Source organism: Exiguobacterium sp. Leaf196, from assembly GCF_001423965.1.
GTDB lineage: Bacteria > Bacillota > Bacilli > Exiguobacteriales > Exiguobacteriaceae > Exiguobacterium_A.
The window spans coordinates 267,146-291,800 of sequence record NZ_LMPV01000006.1 but is presented as its reverse complement, the minus strand read 5'-3'; the positions used below and the strand labels follow the sequence as shown (position 1 = coordinate 291,800).

At 46.7% G+C, this 24,655-nt stretch carries 25 protein-coding genes; all 25 read left to right on the top strand.

The window, feature by feature from the left end:
* Window positions 1–15 precede the first annotated feature (15 nt).
* The 25 genes from ASG02_RS07680 (at window position 16) to pyrR (ending at window position 24,608) form a co-directional block, all read left to right on the top strand.
* Complete coding sequence (locus tag ASG02_RS07680; protein ID WP_023468813.1) at window positions 16–540, top strand: DUF177 domain-containing protein; 525 nt, start codon at window positions 16–18, stop codon at window positions 538–540.
* A gap of 46 nt (window positions 541–586) precedes the next feature.
* Entirely contained in the window at window positions 587–760 is a 174-nt protein-coding gene (gene rpmF / locus ASG02_RS07675; protein WP_012370841.1) for a 50S ribosomal protein L32, read from the top strand.
* An 84-nt stretch (window positions 761–844) separates the two neighbouring features.
* Window positions 845–1,654 carry a ketopantoate reductase family protein gene (locus ASG02_RS07670; RefSeq protein WP_035409503.1) on the top strand — a complete coding sequence of 270 codons (810 nt, stop codon included), beginning with the start codon at window positions 845–847 and terminating at the stop codon, window positions 1,652–1,654.
* Window positions 1,651–2,007, top strand: a complete 357-nt coding sequence (locus ASG02_RS07665; RefSeq protein ID WP_035406782.1) for a DUF3397 family protein — start codon at window positions 1,651–1,653, stop codon at window positions 2,005–2,007. Before ASG02_RS07670 ends, ASG02_RS07665 begins: the two co-directional genes overlap by 4 nt.
* 29 nt (window positions 2,008–2,036) lie before the next feature.
* Window positions 2,037–3,599: a bacillithiol biosynthesis cysteine-adding enzyme BshC gene (gene bshC, locus ASG02_RS07660; protein WP_056062352.1), complete on the top strand. Its 1,563-nt coding sequence runs from the start codon at window positions 2,037–2,039 to the stop codon at window positions 3,597–3,599.
* A gap of 161 nt (window positions 3,600–3,760) precedes the next feature.
* Window positions 3,761–4,699: a 16S rRNA (cytosine(1402)-N(4))-methyltransferase RsmH gene (rsmH, locus tag ASG02_RS07655; RefSeq protein ID WP_056062348.1), complete on the top strand. Its 939-nt coding sequence runs from the start codon at window positions 3,761–3,763 to the stop codon at window positions 4,697–4,699.
* Window positions 4,700–4,712: 13 nt separating this feature from the next.
* Window positions 4,713–5,099 (top strand): cell division protein FtsL, encoded by a 387-nt coding sequence (gene ftsL, locus ASG02_RS07650; protein WP_023468808.1) that lies wholly within the window; start codon window positions 4,713–4,715, stop codon window positions 5,097–5,099.
* Window positions 5,100–5,221: 122 nt separating this feature from the next.
* Complete coding sequence (locus ASG02_RS07645) at window positions 5,222–7,234, top strand: penicillin-binding protein (protein WP_231496838.1); 2,013 nt, start codon at window positions 5,222–5,224, stop codon at window positions 7,232–7,234.
* Between the two features lie 108 nt (window positions 7,235–7,342).
* Window positions 7,343–8,662 carry a UDP-N-acetylmuramoyl-tripeptide--D-alanyl-D-alanine ligase gene (murF, locus tag ASG02_RS07640; protein ID WP_069201481.1) on the top strand — a complete coding sequence of 440 codons (1,320 nt, stop codon included), beginning with the start codon at window positions 7,343–7,345 and terminating at the stop codon, window positions 8,660–8,662.
* 22 nt (window positions 8,663–8,684) lie between these two features.
* Complete coding sequence (mraY, locus tag ASG02_RS07635) at window positions 8,685–9,647, top strand: phospho-N-acetylmuramoyl-pentapeptide-transferase (protein WP_035406797.1); 963 nt, start codon at window positions 8,685–8,687, stop codon at window positions 9,645–9,647.
* A 33-nt stretch (window positions 9,648–9,680) separates the two neighbouring features.
* Entirely contained in the window at window positions 9,681–11,027 is a 1,347-nt protein-coding gene (gene murD / locus ASG02_RS07630; RefSeq protein ID WP_056062345.1) for a UDP-N-acetylmuramoyl-L-alanine--D-glutamate ligase, read from the top strand.
* Complete coding sequence (gene murG, locus ASG02_RS07625; RefSeq protein WP_056062343.1) at window positions 11,024–12,118, top strand: undecaprenyldiphospho-muramoylpentapeptide beta-N-acetylglucosaminyltransferase; 1,095 nt, start codon at window positions 11,024–11,026, stop codon at window positions 12,116–12,118. Before murD ends, murG begins: the two co-directional genes overlap by 4 nt.
* 60 nt (window positions 12,119–12,178) lie before the next feature.
* Entirely contained in the window at window positions 12,179–12,958 is a 780-nt protein-coding gene (locus ASG02_RS07620; protein WP_056062340.1) for a cell division protein FtsQ/DivIB, read from the top strand.
* A 229-nt stretch (window positions 12,959–13,187) separates the two neighbouring features.
* Window positions 13,188–14,492, top strand: a complete 1,305-nt coding sequence (ftsA, locus tag ASG02_RS07615) for a cell division protein FtsA (RefSeq protein ID WP_035406809.1) — start codon at window positions 13,188–13,190, stop codon at window positions 14,490–14,492.
* A 48-nt stretch (window positions 14,493–14,540) separates the two neighbouring features.
* Complete coding sequence (gene ftsZ / locus ASG02_RS07610; RefSeq protein WP_029342137.1) at window positions 14,541–15,695, top strand: cell division protein FtsZ; 1,155 nt, start codon at window positions 14,541–14,543, stop codon at window positions 15,693–15,695.
* A gap of 84 nt (window positions 15,696–15,779) precedes the next feature.
* The gene (gene pgeF, locus ASG02_RS07605; protein ID WP_056062337.1) at window positions 15,780–16,556 is read left to right on the top strand and encodes a peptidoglycan editing factor PgeF; all 777 of its coding nucleotides are present in this window, start codon (window positions 15,780–15,782) and stop codon (window positions 16,554–16,556) included.
* A complete protein-coding gene (locus tag ASG02_RS07600; RefSeq protein WP_035406814.1) occupies window positions 16,543–17,214 on the top strand; it encodes a YggS family pyridoxal phosphate-dependent enzyme in 672 nt (223 codons plus the stop codon). Before pgeF ends, ASG02_RS07600 begins: the two co-directional genes overlap by 14 nt.
* Window positions 17,215–17,407: 193 nt before the next feature.
* Window positions 17,408–17,734 carry a cell division protein SepF gene (locus ASG02_RS07595; protein WP_231496839.1) on the top strand — a complete coding sequence of 109 codons (327 nt, stop codon included), beginning with the start codon at window positions 17,408–17,410 and terminating at the stop codon, window positions 17,732–17,734.
* A 2-nt stretch (window positions 17,735–17,736) separates the two neighbouring features.
* Window positions 17,737–18,012, top strand: a complete 276-nt coding sequence (locus ASG02_RS07590) for a YggT family protein (RefSeq protein ID WP_035406819.1) — start codon at window positions 17,737–17,739, stop codon at window positions 18,010–18,012.
* Window positions 18,009–18,779: an RNA-binding protein gene (locus ASG02_RS07585; protein ID WP_035406822.1), complete on the top strand. Its 771-nt coding sequence runs from the start codon at window positions 18,009–18,011 to the stop codon at window positions 18,777–18,779. Before ASG02_RS07590 ends, ASG02_RS07585 begins: the two co-directional genes overlap by 4 nt.
* 25 nt (window positions 18,780–18,804) lie before the next feature.
* A complete protein-coding gene (locus tag ASG02_RS07580; RefSeq protein WP_023468794.1) occupies window positions 18,805–19,326 on the top strand; it encodes a DivIVA domain-containing protein in 522 nt (173 codons plus the stop codon).
* Between the two features lie 298 nt (window positions 19,327–19,624).
* A complete protein-coding gene (ileS, locus tag ASG02_RS07575; protein ID WP_035406825.1) occupies window positions 19,625–22,360 on the top strand; it encodes an isoleucine--tRNA ligase in 2,736 nt (911 codons plus the stop codon).
* A gap of 72 nt (window positions 22,361–22,432) precedes the next feature.
* Window positions 22,433–22,909, top strand: coding sequence for a signal peptidase II (lspA, locus tag ASG02_RS07570; protein ID WP_056062334.1), 477 nt, complete (start codon window positions 22,433–22,435; stop codon window positions 22,907–22,909).
* Window positions 22,906–23,829 (top strand): RluA family pseudouridine synthase, encoded by a 924-nt coding sequence (locus ASG02_RS07565; RefSeq protein ID WP_053453841.1) that lies wholly within the window; start codon window positions 22,906–22,908, stop codon window positions 23,827–23,829. Before lspA ends, ASG02_RS07565 begins: the two co-directional genes overlap by 4 nt.
* A gap of 248 nt (window positions 23,830–24,077) precedes the next feature.
* Window positions 24,078–24,608 (top strand): bifunctional pyr operon transcriptional regulator/uracil phosphoribosyltransferase PyrR, encoded by a 531-nt coding sequence (gene pyrR / locus ASG02_RS07560; RefSeq protein WP_035409506.1) that lies wholly within the window; start codon window positions 24,078–24,080, stop codon window positions 24,606–24,608.
* Window positions 24,609–24,655 lie beyond the last annotated feature (47 nt).

The window sequence follows — 24,655 nt, the reverse complement described above, 5'->3', positions numbered from 1 at the left end:
ATTGAGGTGATTCGGATGAAATGGTCCCTGATGCAATTGAATAAATTGCGCAATCTGGGTCAACTTCAGGTTAACGAGACGATCGAGCTCAATGAGCTAGTCGCCCTCCATCCGGATATCCGGGCGGTGCAACCTGTGCACGTTCGTGCAAATGCATCGTTTACATCGAATCAATTAATATTCAATCTCCGGATTACCGGCGAAATGACGCTTCCGGATGCCCGGACGCTAAATGACGTCGCTTATCCATTCGAGATTGAATCCATCGAGCCATTCCTGCTCGAGGTTGATGCTGTTTCGAACGAAGCAGATGACATCAACGTGCCGATCGGGAATACGGTCGATCTTCGACCGCTCGTGCAAGAATTGATTTTACTTCATGTGCCAGTGCAAGTGCATGGGGATGATGAAGAGAATCAGTTGGTTGAGGGGGAAGGCTGGACGATTCTTTCTGAAGAGGATCCAGAGGAAACCGAACCAAAAATCGATCCGCGACTCGCGGGTCTCGCTCAGTTCTTTAAAAAAGATCAGGATTCCTGATTTCTGAAGTAAAGGCGAGTGTATTTTTTCAAGGAGGTGGACAACGATGGCAGTACCATTCCGCAGAACGTCGAAAACACGCAAACGTCTTCGCCGTACTCATTTCAAACTCCGTGTACCAGGTATGGTCGAGTGCCCAAACTGTGGTGAAATGAAACTTTCACACCGTGTTTGTAAAGCATGTGGCTCGTACAAAGGTAAAGAAATCGTCAGCAAGTAAGCTGATTGATCGGTATAAAAGCGACCTTCGAATCGAGAAATCGGTTTTGGGGTCGCTTTTTTCATGAAAGGGGAAATGATGAAGATGAACGTTGGAATCATTGGCGCGGGAGCCATCGGTTTATTGCTTGCCTCTTATTTATCGGAAGAGCATGCAGTCACGCTCTATACTCGACAAGAACAAGAAGAGGAACGTTCGATCATTCGCGATGGACAGGCAAGTCGACTTGTACGAATCCGGAAGATTGATCGACTCGAGTCAGAAGACTTGGTGTTTGTAGCGACAAAGTCGTATGATATAAAAAGTGTGATTCCATTCCTCAAACGGCTGACGTGTCCCGTCATGTTCCTGCAAAATGGAATGGATCATTTGAAATGGAAAGAGCAATTGCCGCAAGTCTTATTCGGTGTCGTCGAACATGGAGCCATGCGCACTGCGCCGTTTGAAGTCAGGCATACTGGACAAGGACGTATTCGATATGGAAATCAAGAAATTTCGAACTTGTCGTCAATACAGCTCCGTTTTGAATTCGAGTCGGATATGGAAGCGGTCTTATTGACGAAACTGTTCATCAACGTCGTCATCAATCCAGTGACGGCATATTACGGTGTTGAGAATGGATCCTTGTTAGAAATGCCTTATCGACAAGAAGCACGTCAATTATTTGACGAAATGCAGACGATTTTTCCGAATCATAGCATTACTTATTCCGAAATCGAGCGAATCATGGAGAACACGAGTAAAAATCGTTCTTCGATGTTACGAGATCTTGAGCAAGGACGCCAAACAGAAGTGGAACCGATACTTGGATACGCGTTACGTCAGGCGACGACTGCGACGCCACGTTTATCTTTTTATTATGAACAGATCAAACAGAGGGAGGGTCCGCAGTGACGGTCTTCATCATTTTTCCTTTATTCAGCCTACTTGCGTTGTATCTCATCTTTTTACTTCTGTTTCGAAAACACGGGAAGGCAGTCCGATTCGCACTCGACGTTGGGACATTCATTGTTCTATATGCCATTCATGTCGCATTGATTGCCTTGACCGGAACAAATTACTTAGGATGGATCGTCATCGTCGTGTTGGTAGTGTTTGCGTTGAACGCGCTCTGGCAACGGATTCGGCAACTTGATGTCGATTTAAGACAAATGATTCGGCACAGTTGGCGGATCATCATCTTGCTAGCGTTACCCGTTCATTTCGTGTTGTTCGTGCTCGGTATACGTCAACTGTTCATCAGCTGACGAGTTAGGTAAGAAAGAAGGGATTTTGTTTGAAGGTACAACCATTTGAAGCCTTATATGATGACAACTCGTTGATGCATCGTGCTTCACGAGAAGAATTCTTAACATATGTCGATCACCTCGGAACGAGTGGTTTAGCGTCGAGAAGCCGCTTACTTGAAGAGCGTCACTATCCGCATCTTGCGGCGCTAACGGACGAACTCGAACGCCAAAATCCAAATATGACGGAGCGATTGCGGGAGCGTGTCGCGAAACTTCGTACAGGTGAGGCACAAGCTGTGGTCACAGGGCAACAAACCGGCATCTTTGGCGGACCATTATATGCCATCTATAAACTGTTGACCTGTCTTAAGGTCGCGCAGCAGGCGGAAGCGACACTTGATCGCCCTGTCGTTCCGATTTTTTGGCTCGCGACCGAAGATCACGATTTTGATGAGATCAATCATGTTTATGTTCCGACAGCAGATTTTCAAACGCGAAAAATCGCAGTCGCCCCTGCGGAAACGATTGCCCGCTCGGTCAGTCGCTTGTCTTTTGATCAGCCGGCACTTCTAGAAATCATTGAAGAAACGTTCCGGGCAATGCCGGAGACGATCCACACGAAACGATTAGTTGCGCGGCTGAAACAACTCGTTGAAGAATGTACATCGTATGGCATGTTTTTCTCACAATTAATCGGCGAATTGATCGATTTCGATATCGTCTTCTTTGATGCTGATACACACCCTGTCCGTGAACTCGAGATTCCGTTTTTTGAACGATTGATTCAAGACAATGCGGAATTCAGACAGGCATTGACGGACGGAATAACACAGACGAAAGAATTACCCGACACATTCTTGAACGAGGAGGCCGCGCATCTTTTCATCGATGATCACGGTCGTCAGTTGCTTTATCCGACAGCAAGCGGATTTGAGACGAAACAAGGGAAGCAGTATACAGAACTTGAATTAATCGCGTTACTGTACGCCAGTCCGGAACGATTCTCAAACAGTGTCGTGACCCGACCATTGATGCAGGATTATCTGTTCCCGACGCTTGCCTACATTGGTGGACCGGGAGAATTAGCTTACTGGACGCGCTTACGCCCACTGTTTCACCATCTGAAGTGGACGATGCCGTTATTAATCCCTCGTATGGGCGGATTACTCGTGCGTCATAGCGATGAAAAACGGCTTATGAAACTCGACGTATCACTCGAAGAGATCGTCCGGTCAGGCGTTCCGATTCCCGTCTATTCGGAAGAGCAGATGACAGGGCGCCTGCAGACGGCAGCGATGCTGAAAGATAGCTTCGTCTCCGAGTTTCTTTCGCTCGAACATCAGCTACTGCGAACTTCGAGTAAGAGTGAGAAAATCGAGAAACAACTCGAACAATCGATTGCTAGTTTGTTAGCAGAAGATCGACGTCAATTTGATCGACAGACGCGACAGTATAAAGAAACGGCCTATCATTTGCTACCGGATGGAGCGCCACAAGAAAGGATTCACTCCATCTTACCGTGGTTGAATCATCATGGTCCTGATTTTGTTCGGGACTTAAGGAACGCTTATGAGGCAAATGCGGCTGAACAACTGAAAATTTTCCTTTAAACCTGCTGAAACAAGCAGGTTTTTTTGATTTTTTAGCGAAAATTACACAAAAGTTAAATAAATCAAGGAAACTGTCTCATTTTCGTAACGTTTTCATGAGAGAATGTGATACATTGAAAAAGAGTAACGTCCTTCAAGGACAGTGAAAGGTGAGGCAGGACATGTTTGAGCATGAAACGGTATTGAAATGGGAGTCAATCGAAGGACTCGCGATTAAACCCGACGGTATTTACGTCGATTGTACATTAGGTGGAGCAGGACATAGCGAAGAGATCGTCAAACAACTGACGACAGGTCATCTATACGCATTTGATCAAGATGATGTCGCCCTTGCTCATGCAGCAGAACGTCTCGCGGCGTATGAAGGTCGCTTTACTTTAATAAAGAGTAATTTTGCTTATCTAAAAGAGCAATTAGCAGCACATGGCGTCGAGAAAGTAGACGGCATCTTATTCGATCTCGGTGTCTCTTCACCACAATTAGACGAAGGGGAACGGGGATTTAGTTACAATCACGATGCACGTCTCGACATGCGCATGGATCAATCTTCTCCACTTTCTGCCTACGAAGTCGTCAATGAATGGTCTTACAATGATCTCGTACGTATCTTCTTTACATACGGGGAAGAGAAGTTCTCAAAACAAATTGCACGCAAAATCGAAAAAGCGCGGGAAGAGCAACCGATTGAGACGACGTTCGAACTCGTCGAATTGATCAAGGATGCGATTCCAGCACCAGCACGACGTAAAGGTGGTCACCCTGCGAAACGGACGTTCCAAGCGATCCGAATTGCCGTCAATGACGAATTGAACGTCTTTGACCGTGCGGTACACCAAGCAATTGATGTATTACGGGTTGGTGGACGTTTATGTGTCATTACGTTCCATTCACTTGAAGATCGTATGTGTAAACAGGCGATCAAAGAAAAATCATCACTACCCGAGCTTCCACCGGGCTTGCCGATGATACCGGTCGAGATGGAGCCCGAACTCCGACTCGTCACACGCAAGCCGATTACAGCTGGTGTCGAAGAGCTGGATGATAATCGTCGCGCTCGATCGGCAAAATTACGAATCGCTGAAAAAATGAAAGAATCTTGAGAGGAGCATTCCAATGGCAGAACCACTTCGTAAATCGGTCCAAACGGTTCAACCCGTTCGTCAACAACCTGTTCAGGAACCACGGAAGACGGAAGATATCGCACGTCGCGTCGCCGTCCGTCCGAAGTATCGCTTGTATCCCTTTGAAAAATTCTTATACAGTGCGATGATTGGTGGTCTTGTGTTATTTGGGAGTTTGACGATCAGTACGCACAACGAGGCGTACAATGTCAGTCGTGACTTAGCGAAAGAAAACCAAGTCACACAGTCACTCAAAAAAGAAAATGAACGTTTACAACTAGAGGTCACGAACTTAAGCTCTCCGGAACGGATTTATAAGATTGCAAAAGAACAGGGTCTTGATATGCGTAAAGGGAACATCAAGGTGATTCCTAAATGAATCCACTGAAAAAATCCCGTTGGAGAGTAGCCTTTATCATGGTGATATTTGCTACTCTCTTTTTTGTGTTTATTGGCAGATTTTTATACTTAGCGACAACTAAACAATTCCATGGGGAAGATATGATTGCCTATGCTGAGAAAAAGCGATGGGAGTCCCAGGAGACGCTTGGGGCAGAACGCGGTGAAATTTTTGACCGTCTCGGTTCTCCAATCGCCATTAATGTTCCGTCGTATCACCTGATTGGTATTTACCGACTAGGTGGCGTCAAGGATCCGGATGAGACGATCGTCGACTTCAAAAAGACGGCTGAAGGTCTTGCACCGATACTTGGAATGACGACGAAAGAACTGGAAACCTATTTGATTGAGAACAAAGAACGTTCGCAAATCGAATTCGGAAAAAAGGGAAATGACTTAACACTCGATCAAAAAGAGAAGATCGACAAGTTAAAACTCCCTGGAATCCGGATGATCGAAGAGCCAAAACGATACTATCCGAACGGTATCTTCTTGTCCGATACACTCGGATTCGTCCAAAAGATCACCGAGGAGAATGGTCGTGTCGCGTTACAGGGACAAATGGGGATCGAAAAACAGTATGATAATGCCTTGAGTGAGTCTTACGGTGCACGCGTCTTCGAGAAAGACCGGAGTGGTAATCCGTTGATCCAAGGTTCTTCACGTGTCTCGAATGAACCGAAGGACGGATCGAATCTGTACTTGACAATCGATCATCGCATTCAACAGTCGCTTGAGAAACAGATGCAAAAAATGTACAACACGTATAAGCCGAAAAACGCAACGGGTATCGTCATGGATGCGAAGACTGGTGAAATCCTTGCCATGGCGGATCGGCCATCGTTCAACCCGAATTTACGTGACATGAAAGATTTTACGAACTTCGCCGTATCCTCACGATTCGAACCGGGTTCAACGATGAAGATTTTTACGCTCGCAGCAGCGATTGATGCGGGAGTCTTCCGTCCGAACGAGAAGTATAAATCGGGTAGCTATAATTACAAAGGAACGGTCATCAAGGATTACAATGATGTTGGTTGGGGCACAATTCCGATGATCGAGGGCGTCTATCACTCCTCGAACGTCATGTTCTCGAAGTTGACAGCAGAAAAACTTGGGATCGAACGGTATAAAGAATACTTTAAGAAGTTTCATTTTGACCAACGAACGGGTATAGACATCTCGGGAGAAGTAAACAGTCAGTCTGATTTGTCAAAACCGCTGAATGCGCTCATCACTTCATGGGGACAATCGACTGCAGTCACACCAATGCAATTGCTCCAAGGGGCAACAGCAATTGCTGGTGACGGTGAAATGGTCAAACCGCATATCATCCAAAAAGCTGATCATACGGATAAAGCACCGTACCGAGCGAAAACAGAAGTCGTCGGTAAGCCAATTTCGGCAGAGGCGGCCAAAGCGACGCGGGATGCACTGGACGGTGTCGTCAACAGTAAAATCGGAACGGGTCAAATGTACAAGTTGAAAGACTACCGTGTCATCGGTAAGACCGGTACAGCTCAAATTTCTGAGAACGGAAAATACATTCAAGGAAAATTCATTCACTCGTTCATCGGCATGGCACCAAAAGATGATCCGGAATTGATCATGTACATCGCGGTCGATCGTCCGTCAAAAAATGAATCATCGGTTTCAGGACCACTCATCATGAGTCCGGTGTTCAAAAGTGTCATGAATACAGCATTACAGTACCGGAGCATTCAACCGGAAACGCAAAAAGATTCGGTGGATGTCAAAGCGAAGATTACACCGAGCTATATCAAGAAGAGCGCTCGACAAGCAACGGATTTGGCGAAAGAACAAGAAGCTGTTCCAATCATCCTTGGGGATGGAGCGGAGGTCGTTTCGCAGATTCCGTCTCGTGGTCAAGAATTCGTCAGTGGAGAACGTGTCTTGCTGAAGACAGCGAACACATTTAAGATGCCGAATCTGACGGGGTGGTCGCAGCGAGACGTCAAAAAGCTCGTCAGCTTATATGACTTGAAGCTCGATGTCATCGGTAAAGGTTTTGTAACCAAACAATCAGCTCGAACTGGTACACTAGTGAAGGAAAATGGAAAGTTGACGGTCGAACTAGCTGAACCTAAAGAATAACGGTGGGGCAAGTTTCCTGATTTCTACAGGAAGACGAGGACGAACAGGAGTCATTCGTTGACTTTTGCATTCGTCCTCTTTTGCTGTCATCGAATGGAGGTATATATCATGTTAACAATTACGCAAATTGCTGAGTGGCTGCATCTTGATGTCAGAGACGACCGGGTCGTCCGCCACTTCGCAACGGATTCACGCGCACATCTTGAAGATGGTCTCTATGTTCCAATTCAAGGAGCACGCGTCGATGGTCATCGCTTCCTGGAAGGCGCAAAAAATCAAGGAGCGATCGTCACCTTATGGAAGAAAGGGATTGATCGACCGGACATCGATGTCGTTTTCTTAGAAGTCGATGAACCACTGGTTGCCTTGCAAGAGATCGCTAAACAATACTTAATGCGGATTGCGCCAAAAATCGTTGCCATCACTGGATCGAATGGCAAGACATCGACGAAAGACATGGTCGAAAGTGTACTCAAGACAACGTTCAAGACACATAAGACACAAGGGAACTTCAATTCGGATATCGGGATGCCGTTAACGATTCTCATGATGCCGGCTGACACGGAAGTCGCCGTACTGGAAATGGGAATGAACGGTTTTGGCGATATCGAATTCTTATCGAATCTTGCTGAACCAGATATTGCGCTCGTCACGAACATCGGTGAATCCCATGCGGAGCAAGTCGGTGGACGTAGTGGAATCGCCAAAGCAAAGCTTGAGATTCGGTCTGGTCTTAAACCAGGAGGTCATCTGTTCGTTGATGGGGATGAACCACTTCTAGCAGAAGTCGAAGCGGAGAAAATCGGTTATCAGATTGGGAATACGTACCGGATCGAGACGACAGAAGCAACATTTTTCGGAACAGCCTTTGCTTACGATGGTACTGCCTTTCATCTGCCTGTGTTAGGAAAACACCAAGTCCGAAATGCAGCGTACGCGATTGCGACAGCGCGCGCGCTTGGCGTGACGGATGCCCGGATCCAAGAAGGATTCGACGCGGTTGAACTGACACCAATGCGGATGGAACGACTGCTCTTTGAGGAGACAGCGGTCATCAACGATGCGTATAACGCAAGTCCGACATCGATGAATGCAGCGATTGAGACAATCACTGCATTAGAAGGGTATACGACGCGCGTTCTCGTGCTCGGCGATATGTATGAACTAGGAGACCAGGAACGCTTGTTACATGCCTCGGTCGGAAAGCGGATTACGTTACCGGTCTCGCATGCTATTCTAGTAGGGGAGAAAGGCGCGTGGATTGCTGAAGGAATCAGCGATCCATCCGTCCAAATCCAATTTGCGGCAACTGTTGAGGATGCTGCTGAACAATTGCGTTCGCTGCTTGGAGAACGAACAATCGTTTTATTGAAAGCGTCACGTGGGATGGCGCTCGAACGGATATTGACCTATCTGAACGAAAACTAATTTTTGAAAAAGGGTGTCTGCTATGATCACATTATTCATCAGTCTTATTCTTGCATTTCTTGTTGTACTACTTGTTATGCCAAAGGCAATTCCGTTTCTACACCGATTGAAGTTCGGTCAGGAAATTCGGGAAGAAGGACCTCAATGGCATCAGGTCAAATCGGGAACGCCAACGATGGGCGGGATCGTCATTCTCGTCGCGATGATCGTCAGTGTTCTTGGAGCAATCGTCATGGGTGATTTATCAACGACACAGTTATCGTTACTCTTTTTAACACTTGCATATGGTGCGATTGGTTTCATCGATGACTACATCAAAGTCGTCAAGAAGCGTAATCTCGGCTTGAATTCGAAGCAAAAACTGATTGGGCAAATCGTCGTCGGATTGTTATTCGTTTGGTTGAGTGGTGGATTTACGAGTGACGCGACGTATCTGTCGATTCCATTCACAGACTTCAAACTTGATTTTGGTATCATCTATCCGTTCGTTGCCTTGTTCTGGTTAGTCGGATTCTCGAATGCTGTCAACTTGACAGACGGGTTAGACGGTCTCGTATCATTTACGGCGATTCCGACATTCCTCTTCTTCGGTTTGTACAGTTGGTTCATCGCGGATGAAGTGGGTGCTGCTTGTTTTGCCTTCTCAGCAGTTGGTGCCCTAATTGGATTCCTCTTATTCAATGCTCATCCAGCAAAAATCTTCATGGGCGATACAGGGTCCCTTGCACTCGGTGCCGCACTAGCAGGTCTATCGATTGTCTTAAAACTAGAACTTCTCCTTGTCTTGATCGGCATTGTCTTCGTTGTAGAGACACTATCTGTCATTCTACAAGTCATCTCATTTAAGACGACAGGAAAACGTATCTTTAAAATGAGTCCGATTCATCACCATTTTGAAATGGTTGGTTGGAGCGAATGGCGGATTGTCGGTACATTCGCAGGAATCAGCTGTTTGATGGCATTCATCGCCTACGTATTTATGTGATAAAAACGAAGAGAGAAAGTGAGCGATTCAACAATGGAACAACGACAATGGAATGATCAAAAGGTGCTCGTTCTCGGAACGGCGAAAAGTGGAATCGCAGCCGCTCGTTATTTAGCGAGCGTAGGTGCAGAAGTGACAGTGAATGACGGGAAAACACCGTCCGAGAGTGATCAAGCAGTGCTTGCATCACTCGACGTCAAAACGGTTTACGGTGAGCACCCGTTAGCACTACTCGACGGTATCGATCTAATCGTCAAGAACCCAGGGATTCCGTATCAGATCGATTTATTACAAGAAGCGCTACGACGTAACATTCCCATTTGGACAGAGGTGGAACTGGCGTATCAAGCAACAGATGCGACTTGGATTGCTATCACAGGATCAAACGGGAAAACGACGACGACGACACTCGTTCATGAATTGTTGAAAACAGGGTCTCGACGTGTGCATTTGGCAGGAAACATTGGATTCCCGGCAATTGAAATCGCACGTCAGGCGAAACGAGATGACATCATCGTCATTGAATTATCAAGTTTTCAATTGATGGGGATCGATCAGTTCCGACCATACACAGCAGCCTTTTTAAATCTATCACCGGCACATCTCGATTATCATGGTGATTTTGAATCATACGGAGAAGCAAAAGCTCGGATTTTCAAAAACATGACATCTTCGGATCGGCTTATCTTGAACGCTGATGATGCATCGGTCAACGAGCTCGGTAAGACAGCAAATGTGACGCCGCTCCTATTCTCACGTCGTCAATCTGCTTATGCAGAAATAGTGAATGATGTGTTGACGATCAATGGATCGAGTATTCTATCCGTCAAAGAACTTGCTCTCGGTGGTGGTCACAATGTTGAGAACGTCCTCGCGGCCTTAGCGCTCGTCGAACCATTCGACTTACCATTAGCGAATGTCCAGCATGTGCTACGGACATTCGGAGGAGTAGAGCACCGGACACAGTTCGTCGGTGAAATTGCTGGTCGAAAAGTTTATAACGATTCGAAAGCGACGAATAACGTCGCGACAGAAGCAGCCCTATCTGGATTCACGACAAACATCATCTGGTTATGTGGTGGGCTCGAGCGTGGAGCGGATTTGACACCGCTACTCGATGCGATGAAGCACGTCAAACATGTCATCGGACTGGGAGAAACCGGACATCGCTTCGGAACGCTTGCATCTGAAAACGGCTATTCATCAACGGTCGTCAAGACGATGGATGAAGCCGTGAAAGTAGCGTTTGAAGTATCACAACCTGGAGACATCATTCTTTTATCACCAGCATCCGCAAGTTGGGATCAGTATAAGACATATGAAGAGCGCGGCGATCATTTCGTTCGTGCCGTACATGAAGTAGGGGGAACAACAGTATGAAAATCGTCGTCTCTGGTGGCGGTACAGGTGGTCACATCTATCCGGCACTTGCCATGATCCGAGAGCTCGAAGAACGCATGCCGTGTGAGGTCCTCTATATCGGAACAGAAAACGGTCTCGAAGCGGATATCGTCCGTCGGGCAGGAATTCCATTTGAATCGATTGAGATCTCTGGCATCCGTCGTTCGCTGTCGTTCGAGAACGTCAAGACGGGTATCCGGTTCGTCAAGAGTGTCCGACGGGTTCGCCGACTACTGCGCCAGTTCCAACCGGATATTGTCGTCGGTACAGGTGGGTTCGTCTGTGGACCTGTTCTGTACACGGCAGCAAAAATGGGTTTTAAGACACTCGTTCATGAACAAAACAGTCTTCCCGGTATCACCAATAAATTTTTAGCGCGTTATGTGGACTGTGTCGCATTATCCTTCAAAGGATCCGGTCATCACTTCGGTAAAAACGAAACAAAGACGGTTCTGATCGGAAACCCACGCGCTTCTGAAGTAGCGGAGTTACAAATCAACCCAACGGAAGAGCGTCAACGTTTCGGTTTCGAGGAAGGGCGTCCACTCGTCGTCATCTATGGTGGTAGTCGTGGTGCGCCTGCCATCAATGAAGCAGTCGTCGACATGATGCCGAAAGTTGAACAAGCCGGATGGTCGCTCCTCTTCGTTACGGGTCAGATTCATTACGATACGATTGTTTCACGCGTTGGCTCAGTACCTGAACGCATTCAACTGCGTCCATTTGTATATGATTTACCGAACATCCTAAAAGCAAGTCAACTTGTCATTTCGCGTTCGGGAGCAAGTACATTAGCAGAACTGACGACGCTTGGGTTACCGAGTGTCCTCATTCCAAGTCCTTACGTGACGGAAAACCATCAAGAAGTCAATGCCTCATCGCTCGTCGAGACAGGTGCGAGTCTATTGATTCGTGAACAAGAACTGACAGGTGAACGGTTATTTAATGCATGTGAAAAAGCATTGGCGCAACAACAAAAGATGTCTGAAGCAGCACTTGCGCTCGGTATGCCGAATGCATCACGAGACTTAGTTGATGAATTGTTACGACTAACAGGACAAAAAAACTAAACTATTGCAGGAAAAGACCGATAGGGAAATGAACTGTTACGTATAGAGGAGGAATGAGACGTGAGGGAACGGAGAGCGGTCGAACGACCGCAAGAGGACAAGAACGTCCGCAGTCTCGAGGATAAGATACCTTATATCCGTGAACAACGTCGCAAAAAAGCTAACCGAAGACTCATTTATGTCCTGATTTTGATTGGTCTATTGGTCGGTGTCGTCTTTTATCTGCAGTCAAGCTATTCCCGGGTCGCTCGATTTGATGTTGATGGTAACGTCAATGTGAAATCAGAGGATATTTTGCAAGCATCCGGGATCAAGGTGAAAGAGACACATGCCTTTAATGTGTCAGAGGAAGACGTTCTTGAACGGATTGAGAAGGTCCCAGGTATTCAAGAAGCAACGATGCAAAAGCAATTTTTGCACCGATATCGCGTGACGGTGACGGAAGAGAAAGAGATTGCCTATGCGAAAGATAAACCGGGAGACCGGATCGTCCTTGCGGATGGAACGATCATTCCCGGTAAGTCGAAGGAAGAATTGTTTGACGCTCCGATCCTGACTGGCTTCACCGATCAATCTCTAAATCGATTGACGAAGGAGCTTGTTAAAATCGAGCCGAAAGTACGGAGCCGGATATCCGAGATCGTCGCTAATGATAAGACTGACAAAGGTGGTCTGAAGTTGTTCATGACGGATGGGAATACGGTTTTGCTCAGTACTTCTGCCTTTTCTAATTCATTGAATGAATATGTAAAGGTCATTTCTGCCTTACCAAAAGGAAAGACAGGAACAATTACAATTGATGGTGGTATCTATTTCAAACCATATAAAGGGAAAAAATAGAAGATTCGTAAAGGGCTGACGAACAAAAAAACAAACATGTGTTTTCATTCGTCGACCTTTATTTGAATCGTCATCAAATCGTAATCTATTAGGACGCTAAGACGGGCAATAACTTCTTTTCGTAAGTATTTATATAGTGTAGACTTAAACGAGAAGAAGCCTGATCTATTCCTAGAATATAATTAGGAATAAAAAGGATTAGTATTATGAAAGTGGAGGTGTCACTCCCATGGAAACGAAAGGTACGATTGCCGCACTCGACATTGGGACATCGGAGGTGAAGCTCATCGTCGGTGAACTACTTGGTGGAACGCTGAACGTTCTTGCTGAAGGTTCTGCACCATCCGCGGGTGTTAAACGAGGTGTCATCGTTGACATCGATCAAACGGTACATGCCATTAAACAAGCGGTCACAGAAGTGGAACGTACACTTGGTGAACCAATTGGTGAAGTATATGTCGCTATTTCAGGCGAGCACATTCAAGTCAAGGATTGCCAGGGGATGACGTCAATCAAAGGTGAGGACAATGAAATCACGGATGATGATGTGAAAGATGTCTTGCATTCTGCGATGGTCATGCGAATTCCAAATGAACTCAGTGTAGTTGATGTCTTACCGAAGACGTTTACGGTTGATCAGCAAACAGAAATCACTGATCCAAGAGGAATGATTGGTTATCGTCTCGAAGTAACAGGGAAGCTCATCATCGGAGCGAAGACGATCCTACATAGCATTAAACGTTCCATTGAACGGGCTGGTTTAGAGCTTGCTGGATATGTGCTGGAGAGTTTAGCGGTATCTAGAATCGCAGCATCGATTGATGAACTAGAACTCGGTGTTGGGATCATCGATATCGGACATGAGACGACGACGCTTTCCATCTATGAAAAGAACGATCTCGTCTACTCGACGACGTTGCCTTACGGTGGAGATCATCTGACACGTGATTTGACGTACAAGATGAACTGCAAATACCAAGATGCGAAACTCGCTAAAGAAGAATACGGCGTTGCACTCGAAGCACTCGGTGATCCGGAGGAGAAAGTCTCATACGTCACGATCAACGGGGAACATCGTTTCGAACCACAATCAGAGATCGGATTCGTTTTAGAAGCGCGACTTGAGGAAATCTTCGAGATGATTCAAAAACGAATGACGCAAGCGGGATACGCTCACATGAATAGCGGCTTGATCTTATGTGGTGGAAGTTCTTCACTACCTGGCATCGATCAGCTCGGAAAACGGATTTTCAAGCAGAGCGTCAATGTTTATCAGCCTGCTAGTCTTGGTATTCGTCATCCGAAGTATGCCGTTGCAGCTGGTATGTTACGTTATGTACTCTCAAGAAGCGCCGTATCGAAATCAGGTTTCGACCGGGCAGAAGAGAAAGAAGTCGTAGCATCCGGACGTGAGCAGGATGCACTGCTCATGAACGAACAGGCATCACCTGCTCGTGAAGAACGACCAACGCGTGAACAGCCTCCAAAAGAGAAAAAGTCATTCAGTAGTTTCTTTGAGAAATTCTTTGGTTAATGCCTACAAAAAAATCCAATGAGTAAAAAATATTAGGGGGCCCTTTTTATGTTGCATTTTGATGAAATGATGGACCAAGTAGCAAAAATCAAGGTCATCGGTGTAGGCGGTGGCGGTTCGAACGCCGTCAACCGAATGATTGAACACGGTGTCCAAGGCGTAGAGTTCATCGCTGTAAACACAGACGCTCAGGCATTGAACATGTCACAAGCTGACGTGAAATTACAACTCGGCGCAAAATTGACACGTGGTCTCGGTGCGGGTGCAAATCCGGAAATCGGTAAAAAAGCGGCAGAAGAGAGCCGTGAACAATTAACAGAAATCCTTTCAGGAGCTGACATGGTCTTCGTCACAGCCGGTATGGGTGGCGGAACTGGAACAGGAGCTGCTCCAGTCATCGCTGAGATTTCAAAAGAAATCGGCGCATTGACAGTCGGTGTCGTGACAAAGCCATTCATGTTCGAAGGACGTAAACGGATGCAACATGCTGTTTCTGGTGTCCAGAACTTCAAAGAAAAAGTCGATACGTTGATCGTCATCCCGAATGATAAGTTGCTTGAAATCGTCGATCGGAACACACCGATGCTTGAAGCGTTCAAAGAAGCGGATAACGTCTTACGTCAAGGTGTACAGGGTATCACGGACTTGATTGCCGTTCCTGGTCTAATCAACCTCGACTTCGCCGATGTGAAGACGATCATGACTGAAAAAGGTTCTGCTTTGATGGGTGTAGGTGTCGCAACAGGTGAACATCGCGCGACGGAAGCCGCTAAAAAAGCGATTTCAAGTCCATTGCTTGAAACATCAATCGAAGGCGCGAAAGGTGTTCTAATGAACATCACGGGTAGTGCGAACCTCAGCTTGTATGAAGTAACGGAAGCCGCACAGATCGTTCAAAGTGCAGCAGATGAGGAAGTTAACTTGATCTTTGGTTCGGTCATCAATGATAACCTAGAAGATGAAATCATCGTCACAGTCATCGCGACAGAATTCGAAAACGAACCACTCGACTTCGAAATTCCATCCGCACAAGAGATGATGAAAAACCTATTGAAGAAAAAACAAGCGACTCCACCACCAACAGAGGAGTCTAAACCACAAGTCGAAGAGACGCCTGTCAGCTCAAATCCTGAACCAGCTAAAGCGCCAGATGTCGAAGAAACGATGGACATCCCATCTTTCCTTCGCCGGAATAATCGTTGATCGATGTTCCAGTGACACGACTGCTAAACCAAGAGGTGTCGCGAAAGCGGCGCCTCTTTTTTTAAAATCGAAGGAGGCATCAACATGTTTGGACAATGGATCAAATGGGATACACCAACAGGTACCGTACGTGCCGCCTTTACGACGAAGTTTGCAGCACCACATGGAAACGGTAACTTAGGATTACATGTCAACGATGATCGTGACGGCGTCATCCAGAACCGACAAGTCATTGCTCGACAGCTTGATCTATCTCTTGAGAACTCAATTTGGGCGCAGCAAATCCATGGGAATCACGTTGAACAGGTGACGACACTTGACTCCGGACGCGGCGCTCTGGATTACGAAACAGCGATTCCGGGTACAGATGGATTGGTGACGACTGATTCGAATGTCTTACTGATGATGCTCTTCGCTGATTGTGTTCCGCTTGTCTTCTGTGATCCGACGACAGGAATCATCGCGAATACGCACGCCGGATGGCGGGGGACTGTTGGCAATATCGTTGAAGAGACAGTCAAACAAATGGAGCGTGCAGGTGCGAGTCGCTCATCGATTCAGATGGTCATTGGTCCATCGATTCGTGATTGTTGTTACGAAGTCGATCAACCCGTTATCGATGCGATCGACGCACTTGAACTCGATGAGTCTCCTTACATACGCAAGGAAGATGGAAAAGCGATGTTATCGCTACAAAAAACAAATGCTGCGCTTGCTGAGCGTTGTGGAGTGGGTGATGTCCTTGACTCAGGTCTATGTACACATTGTCAGGCGGAAGATTACTTCTCTTATCGCCACGGCGACCACGGCGGTCGGTTCGCGAGTTTGATCGTAAAGGAGTCATTGGATGTCAATTCTTGAAAATGTACAAGAGGTTACACGACGGATAAAACAAGCGAGTGAAAAGAGTTCATCCAAAAAGCAGGTACAGTTGATTGGCGTGACGAAATCAGTCTCAAGTCAAGTTGCTTCTGAATTATTAGAGGCCGGTGTAACGCATCTTGGAGAAAATCGTCCGGATGGACTGCTCGAAAAACAAGCAGAACTTGGACGTACAGCCTGTACATGGCACTTCATCGGCACGTTACAGACGCGTAAAGTTCGTCAGATCATCGATGCCATTGATGTGCTGCATTCGCTCGATCGTCTTCATTTGGCAGAAGAGATCAATAAACGAACGAACCGAATCATTGATTGTTTCATTCAAGTCAATATCTCGGGAGAAGAATCGAAGCAAGGTATTGCACCGGAGGATGTACCGTCGTTCTTACACGAAATCGGTCAGTATCCCGCGATTCGTGTCATCGGACTGATGACGATGGCACCGTTGACGGAAGACACGACGCGTATACGTGAGGTATTCCGGTCATTAAAAACATTGCAAGAAGAGGTCAAGGCAAAAAAATTGTCGTATGCTCCATGTACAGAGTTATCCATGGGGATGTCATCGGATTTTGAGATTGCCATCGAAGAAGGGGCGACGTTCGTCCGAGTCGGGACGACGCTCGTTCACACCTAAACGAGAAGAAGGGAGAATGGATATGGGTTTCAAATCAAAAATGCAAAATCTATTTCTCGGCAACAGCGATGATTTAGATGAACTCGAATATGAAAATGATGCTACAATAAATAAAGGTAGAGGTGCTTCACAACAAGAGTACGAAGAGTATTACGAGGAATCTACCCCAAGTGTTACTCAAAAGGAGGACAGCGTGAGACAATCGAATATCGTGCCGCTACATGCGACGAAAAAAACGAAATCGCAGGTCATCTTGAGTGAACCACGTGTCTTTAACGAAGCCCAAGAGATTGGGGAACATCTTCGTCAGAACCGTGCTGTCATCGTCAATATGCAACGTATGTCAAAAGATCAATCACGACAGATGATCAACTTCTTATCTGGTGTCGTTTTCGCTCTCGATGGAACGATCACGACGATCAGTCAGAATACCCTCCTCTGTGTTCCAAACAATGTCGAGTTGGCTGGTAGCATCTCGAATCTTCTAGGAGAAGATGATATTAATCATAAGGGGTGGTAAGTATGGATTCACAAGTGATGTACGCGATTGGTCGTACATTAAGTACGTTATTACAATATTATAGTTATGTCATGATTGTGTACATTCTGCTATCTTGGTTCCCGAATGCCCGTGATTCGAAATTCGGACAAGTGCTCGCGATGTTGGTCGAGCCATTCCTAGCACCCTTCCGTCGTATTATCCCGCCTATCGGAGGCATGCTAGATATCTCGCCGATTGTTGCCTTTCTCGTCTTGAACTTGGCACAATCCGGTATCCGAGCTATCTTCTTCGTATGAGTGTATATGATCATTATCGTGGAAGCGAGCGGGAATTCGTCGATTCGGTCTTGAACTGGATTGATCACGTGGAAGCGACGTATACGTTTAAATTAACGGATTTTCTAGACCCTCGTGAACAGCAAATCACACAAGAACTCGTCGGTTCGAAATGCGCCCTCTTTTTTGAGGGCGGTTTCGAAGGCGCCGAACGTAAACGAGCAATCCTCGCACCAGACTATTATGAATACAACGCGGATGACTTTGACATTTCCATTTATCGCATTCATTATCCTACTAAATTCGTTGAACTATCTCATCGTCAAGTCACCGGTACATTATTGAACGTCGGATTGAAGCGTGCCAAGTTCGGCGACGTCATCATCCAGGATCAAGTGCAATTTGCTGTCGCGGACGAAGTTGCGACATATATCGAAGCAAACGTCGAACGCGCAGGTAAGACGAAGATTCGTCTTTCGCGCGTAGACGCAGAAGATCGCTTGAAAGTGAAGGAACAAGAGTGGGAAGAGACGCTCGGGTTCGTCAGCTCACTTCGGTTCGATACGGTCGTCAGTGAAATTCTCGGCTTCTCCCGTCAAAAGGCACAGACGCTCATTAAACAGGGTGAAAGTAAAGTGAATTATAAGGTAGTTGATGACGTGAGTTTCATGCTTGAAGAAGGGGATCTGCTTTCCTTACGTGGAACGGGACGCGTTAAACTGATTGCGATTCTCGGATCAACGAAACGGGATCGAATCAAACTACAATACGGTATTTTAAAAGGATAAAAAAAATGCGGAGGAGGAATTCATCATGCCATTAACGCCACTCGATATTCATAATAAGGAGTTCACACGAAAGTTTCGCGGCTATGACGAGGATGAAGTGAACGAATTCCTAGATCAGGTCATCAAGGATTTTGAGTTGTTGTTACGTGAGAACCGTCAACAACAGGAAGTCATCCAAAACATGCAAGCGCGTGTCGATTACTTTAGTTCGATGGAAGAAACATTGAATAAATCGATTATTGTCGCACAGGAAGCGGCAGAAGAAGTGAAAGCGAATGCTTCAAAAGAAGCAAGCTTGATCTTGAAACAGGCAGAACGCGAAGCAGAGCAATTGCAAGATGCGGCACAACGCCGGGCACAACGGACGGACTTCGAAGTGGAACAGATGCGTAAGAAAATCGAGCTCTATCGCAATCGCTTCAAAGTGTTGATCGATGCTCAAATGGAATTATTGACGAGCCACGACTGGGATGCATTTGATTTCTCTTCTCGTGGAGCGCTTGACGATGTTCCAGCAGTTGCGTATAATGACGACGATGTCGTATAAATAAAATCAATGATAAGGACACGTCGCATCTTGGACAGTTGACAGCGAATCGGGAAATGGTGGAAGCCCGAGCAACGAAAGAGATGAGATATCCCCTTAGAGTGTATGACTGAACGTTCTCCGAACAGTAAGTCATGCCGGTTCACTCCCGTTAGCGAGTTCTTAAGCGGTCCTGCGTCGTCGAACAGACGAGCAGGATTAGTAGGGTGGTACCGCGAGTTCAGCCAAGCTCGTCCCTATCTCAGGGATGAGCTTGGCTTTTTTTGTACTTTTAAAGCGAAAGGTGAGAGATGGTCAGATGGATTACAAAGAAACCTTATTGATGATGAAAACGGAGTTTTTAATGCGAGGCAACTTGCCAAAACGTGAGCCGGATATGCAAGCACGATGGGAAGAGATGAATCTCTATGCTGCGGTCCAAGAAAAGAATGCTGGAAAACCGACGTTCATCCTTCACGATGGTCCTCCTTATGCGAACGGTGACATCCACATGGGTCACGGATTAAACAAAGTCTTAAAAGACATCATCGTCCGTTACAAATCGATGAATGGCTTCCAGTCCCCTTACGTACCAGGTTGGGACACACATGGCTTGCCTATCGAGACAGCACTTCAAAAAGCAGGTGTTGACCGCAAATCGATGACGGTCGCGGAATTCCGTGAGTTATGTGCGAAATATGCGCTCGAACAAGTCGATCACCAACGTGATCAATTCAAACGTCTCGGTGTTCTCGGTGACTATGACAATCCATATATCACGCTTCAACCAGAATTTGAAGCAGCTCAAATTCGTTTGTTCGGGGATATGGCGAACAAAGGCTATATCTATAAAGGGAAAAAGCCGGTCTATTGGTCACCGTCTTCTGAATCAGCACTAGCTGAAGCAGAAATCGAATATCAAGACAAACGGTCAGCTGCGATCTATGTCGCATTCCAAGTCATGGATGGAAAAAACATCCTTGAGCCGACGGATCATTTCGTCATCTGGACGACCACTCCATGGACGATCCCAGCGAACCTTGGAATCTCTGTCAGTGCGGAATTGACGTATGCGCGGATCGAGTATCAAGGAAAAGGATATATCGTAGCGGAAACACTTGTTCCAGAAGTCATCGAAGCGCTCGGATGGGAAGACGCGACAATTGGACGTGTCTTCAACGGTGCGGACTTCGAGTACGTGAAAGCGAAACATCCGCTTTATGACCGTGAATCACTCGTCATGCTTGGCGACCACGTTACAGCTGAAGCGACGGGTGTCGTTCATACAGCTCCAGGACACGGGGAAGATGACTTCCGTATTGGTCAAGCATACGGGCTTGACGTTCTCTGCCCAGTTGACGATAAAGGTGTCATGACGGCAGAAGCTCCTGGATTCGAAGGCATGTTCTATGAAGATGCGAACAAAGAAATCGGTCTCGCACTCGAAGAAGCAGGCGCTCTCTTAAAACTGTCATTCATCAAACACTCGTATCCACACGACTGGCGGACGAAAAAACCGGTCATCTTCCGGGCAACGCCACAGTGGTTCGCTTCAATCAAAGACTTCCGTGCAGAAATCCTTGATGAGATCAAAGGTGTCCAGTGGGTACCAGAGTGGGGTGAAACACGTCTCCACAACATGTTCAAAGACCGCGGCGACTGGGTCATCTCCCGTCAACGTGCTTGGGGCGTTCCACTTCCAATCTTCTACGCTGAAGATGGAACGGAAATCGTCACACCAGAAACGATTGATCATATCGCGAATCTATTTGCAACTCACGGATCAAATGTCTGGTATGAGCGCGAAGCAGTCGACTTGCTTCCTGAAGGATTCACACATCCAGCAAGTCCGAACGGTATCTTCAAAAAAGAAACGGACATCATGGATGTCTGGTTCGATTCTGGTTCATCACATGCCGGTGTCCTTGCGACACGTCCTGAATTGACACGTCCAGCGGATCTCTATCTTGAAGGTTCTGACCAATACCGTGGTTGGTTTAACTCGTCGCTATCGACAGCCGTCGCAACGACTGGGAAAGCACCATACAAAGCGGTCGTCAGTCACGGATTCGTTCTGGATGGTCAAGGTCGCAAGATGTCGAAATCGATTGGTAACACGATTGCACCAATCCAAGTCATGCAACAATTCGGAGCAGAGATCCTTCGTTTGTGGGTGGCATCTGTCGATTATCAAGCTGATGTTCGGGCATCGATGGATAACTTCAAACAAGTCTCAGAATCATATCGTAAAATCCGGAACACGGTTCGTTTCCTTCTCGGAAACTTGGATCAATTCGATCCTGCGACGCACCGAGTCGCATTTGAAGACTTACCAGAGTCAGACCGTTTCATGCGTACGAAACTGGACCAACTTGTTGGAAAAGTAAAAGCGGCTTATGATGCGTACGACTTCATGTCGGTCTATCAATTGCTCCACAACTTCTGTGTCCTTGATTTGTCGTCGTTCTACCTCGATTACACGAAAGATATCCTGTATATCGAAAAAGCAGACGCGACATCGCGTCGTGCGGTTCAGACGGTCATGTATGATACAGTCGTCGCCTTGTTGCAATTGATGGCACCTGTCTTGCCACACACGGCAGACGAAGCATGGGAATTCGTACCAGCTGTTGAGACGAAGAGCATCTTCTTGACGGACCTTCCAGAAACGGTCGAAGTCTCAGAAGAAGGACTTGCTCTCATCGAGAAATGGAACGCGTTCCTGACATTCCGTGATGATGTCTTAAAAGCACTCGAGGAAGCACGCGTTGAGAAACTCGTCGGTAAGACACTCGAAGCAAAACTCTTGCTTGCACCGAAGGAAGAAACAAAAGCATTGCTTAAAACGATTGATCATCTTGAGCAGTTGCTCCAAGTCTCACAACTCGAATTCGTGGATACAACGGATAAGATGTATGAGACGACTGGTATTACAGTTCAAAAAGCTGACGGTGAAAAATGTGAACGTTGTTGGACATATTCGACAGAACTCGGACAAGATCCGGCTCATCCGACGCTTTGCCCACGTTGTACTGAAGTCGTCAATTCTTTATAATGATACAAAGGGAGGGGCGACTGCGACTTCGCAGGACGTCCCTCATTATTTTTGGATGCGGAGGACAATAGGATGTGGCTTTACTTAGGGATTGCTGCTTTACTCGTTGGAATCGACCAGTTGACGAAATGGATCGTCGTTCAAAATATGACGATCGGTCAAGCGATCACAGTCATTCCGGATTTCTTTTATCTCAACTCGTATCGGAACCGTGGCGCCGCATGGGGAATGCTCGAAGGTAAATTCGGTTTCTTCTTCTTCGTCACGATTATCGTCGTCATTGGATTGATTTACTTCCTCTACAAGGAAGGCACGAAAAATAAGGTATTTGCTTGGAGTATCTCGCTACTACTTAGTGGTGCGATCGGAAATTTCATTGATCGAATGGTTCGAGGAGAAGTCGTTGATTTCTTCCACTTCTTCCCGTTCGGCTATAATTTCCCGATCTTTAATGTCGCAGACGTCTGTTTGACGTTTGGTGTCATCACGATGCTGATTAGCGTCATGTTCGAAGAACGGTTGACTAAGAAAGGAACGATGGATAAATGAATGAAGTAGAAACATGGTCCGTACAAGCGGATGGAGCGACAGGGCGCATTGATAAGTGGCTCGCAGAACAAAATGAATGGTCGCGTTCGCAAGTACAGGAATGGTTAAAAGCGGGACGCGTCGAAGTCGATGGTCGTGTCGTTAAACCAAACTATAAATTATCGGGAACAGAATCGATTGCCGTTCATATCCCGGAAGCGGTAGAACTTGAGATTTTACCAGAAGATATCCCGCTTGAGGTCGTCTACGAGGACTCAGATGTCATTGTCGTCAACAAACCAAAAGGAATGGTCGTCCACCCAGCGGCAGGTCATGTCTCAGGGACCCTCGTCAATGCCTTATTACATCATTGTCAAGATCTCTCGGGCATTAATGGTGTCAAACGTCCAGGAATCGTTCACCGAATCGATAAGGACACGTCTGGTCTGTTGATGGTTGCTAAGAACGACTTAGCGCATGAATCACTCGCGCATCAGTTGAAAGAGAAAACGACGGAACGTCTCTACATTGCGCTCGTACACGGTGAGATTCCGCACGAGCTCGGAACGATTGAAGCACCGATCGGACGCGATAAGAACGATCGTCAACGGATGACGGTAACGGATAAGAATTCAAAATCTGCCGTAACCCATTTCCGTGTTCTCGATCGGTACGAAGGGTTTACAGTCGTTGAATGTAAACTCGAAACAGGGCGGACACACCAAATCCGTGTCCACATGCGTTATATCGGTTTCCCGCTTGCCGGTGACCCGAAATATGGTCCACGTAAGACGATGAAAATGAATGGTCAAGCCTTGCATGCTGCGGTTCTCGGCTTCGAACATCCACGGACAGGCGAATGGATGCGTTTTGAAGCACCACTCCCAGAAGAGATGACATTCGAGATTGGTCAACTGAAAAAACTTGAATTAGAGTCTTGACGTTTTTCTAATAAAACGGTAGAGTATCACCTAGAGAGCGATGCGAGACATCCTCTACTGACACTTCGGTCGTCCGAGCGACGATCCTACTAAACTAGTATCACCTTTAATCGAGTCCGGAGAGGCTGCGAAAGGGAGAACCTACCACAAACGTGCGTAGGCATGCATACAAGACGTATGCCATGATTCTGTCTTCGATGACCTTCTGCGGATTTCCGCAGAAGGTCTTTTGTATGAAAGGAGAAACTATGAAACCAGCCGTCATCTTAGATGAAGCCGCGATTGGACGCGCACTGACACGGATCGCCCATGAAATCATCGAACGTAACAAAGGTATTGCTGATTTAATGATCGTCGGAATCAAGACGCGTGGCGAGACACTCGCGCGCCGCCTTGCGAAGCGGATCGAACAGATCGAAGGAAAGCCGGTCTTACTTGGTGTCGTCGACATCTCAATGTACCGAGATGACTTGTCAAAGCGAAGTTTAGAGCCAGAAATAAAAGGATCTGATCTACCGGAAGACATCACCGGAAAAATCGTCGTCCTCGTTGACGACGTGCTCTACACAGGACGCACCGTCCGCGCCGCGATGGACGCACTCGTCGACCACGGAAGACCGAGTATGATTCAACTCGCTGTCCTCGTCGATCGTGGGCATCGAGAGTTACCGATCCGTCCAGATTTCATCGGTAAGAACGTTCCGACGTCACGTGACGAGCAAGTCGTCGTCGCGCTCGCTGAAGTCGACGAAGCCGATCAAGTATTCATTAAACGCTAAAAATCAAAACCTTTAAGGTGGTCCAGAGAGACCAGAAAGGGAGTCAT

Coding starts and splice junctions, on each gene's coding strand:
- ASG02_RS07645 (WP_231496838.1), top strand. CDS start 5,222: ATGATTGCCTATGCTGAGAAAAAGCGATGGGAGTCCCAGGAGACGCTT.
- murD (WP_056062345.1), top strand. CDS start 9,681: ATGGAACAACGACAATGGAATGATCAAAAGGTGCTCGTTCTCGGAACG.
- pgeF (WP_056062337.1), top strand. CDS start 15,780: ATGTTTGGACAATGGATCAAATGGGATACACCAACAGGTACCGTACGT.
- pyrR (WP_035409506.1), top strand. CDS start 24,078: ATGAAACCAGCCGTCATCTTAGATGAAGCCGCGATTGGACGCGCACTG.
- rpmF (WP_012370841.1), top strand. CDS start 587: ATGGCAGTACCATTCCGCAGAACGTCGAAAACACGCAAACGTCTTCGC.
- ASG02_RS07585 (WP_035406822.1), top strand. CDS start 18,009: ATGAGTGTATATGATCATTATCGTGGAAGCGAGCGGGAATTCGTCGAT.
- rsmH (WP_056062348.1), top strand. CDS start 3,761: ATGTTTGAGCATGAAACGGTATTGAAATGGGAGTCAATCGAAGGACTC.
- ftsZ (WP_029342137.1), top strand. CDS start 14,541: ATGTTGCATTTTGATGAAATGATGGACCAAGTAGCAAAAATCAAGGTC.
- ASG02_RS07580 (WP_023468794.1), top strand. CDS start 18,805: ATGCCATTAACGCCACTCGATATTCATAATAAGGAGTTCACACGAAAG.
- ASG02_RS07600 (WP_035406814.1), top strand. CDS start 16,543: ATGTCAATTCTTGAAAATGTACAAGAGGTTACACGACGGATAAAACAA.
- lspA (WP_056062334.1), top strand. CDS start 22,433: ATGTGGCTTTACTTAGGGATTGCTGCTTTACTCGTTGGAATCGACCAG.
- ileS (WP_035406825.1), top strand. CDS start 19,625: ATGGATTACAAAGAAACCTTATTGATGATGAAAACGGAGTTTTTAATG.
- ASG02_RS07565 (WP_053453841.1), top strand. CDS start 22,906: ATGAATGAAGTAGAAACATGGTCCGTACAAGCGGATGGAGCGACAGGG.
- ASG02_RS07680 (WP_023468813.1), top strand. CDS start 16: ATGAAATGGTCCCTGATGCAATTGAATAAATTGCGCAATCTGGGTCAA.
- ASG02_RS07590 (WP_035406819.1), top strand. CDS start 17,737: ATGGATTCACAAGTGATGTACGCGATTGGTCGTACATTAAGTACGTTA.
- ftsL (WP_023468808.1), top strand. CDS start 4,713: ATGGCAGAACCACTTCGTAAATCGGTCCAAACGGTTCAACCCGTTCGT.
- mraY (WP_035406797.1), top strand. CDS start 8,685: ATGATCACATTATTCATCAGTCTTATTCTTGCATTTCTTGTTGTACTA.
- murG (WP_056062343.1), top strand. CDS start 11,024: ATGAAAATCGTCGTCTCTGGTGGCGGTACAGGTGGTCACATCTATCCG.
- murF (WP_069201481.1), top strand. CDS start 7,343: ATGTTAACAATTACGCAAATTGCTGAGTGGCTGCATCTTGATGTCAGA.
- ftsA (WP_035406809.1), top strand. CDS start 13,188: ATGGAAACGAAAGGTACGATTGCCGCACTCGACATTGGGACATCGGAG.
- ASG02_RS07670 (WP_035409503.1), top strand. CDS start 845: ATGAACGTTGGAATCATTGGCGCGGGAGCCATCGGTTTATTGCTTGCC.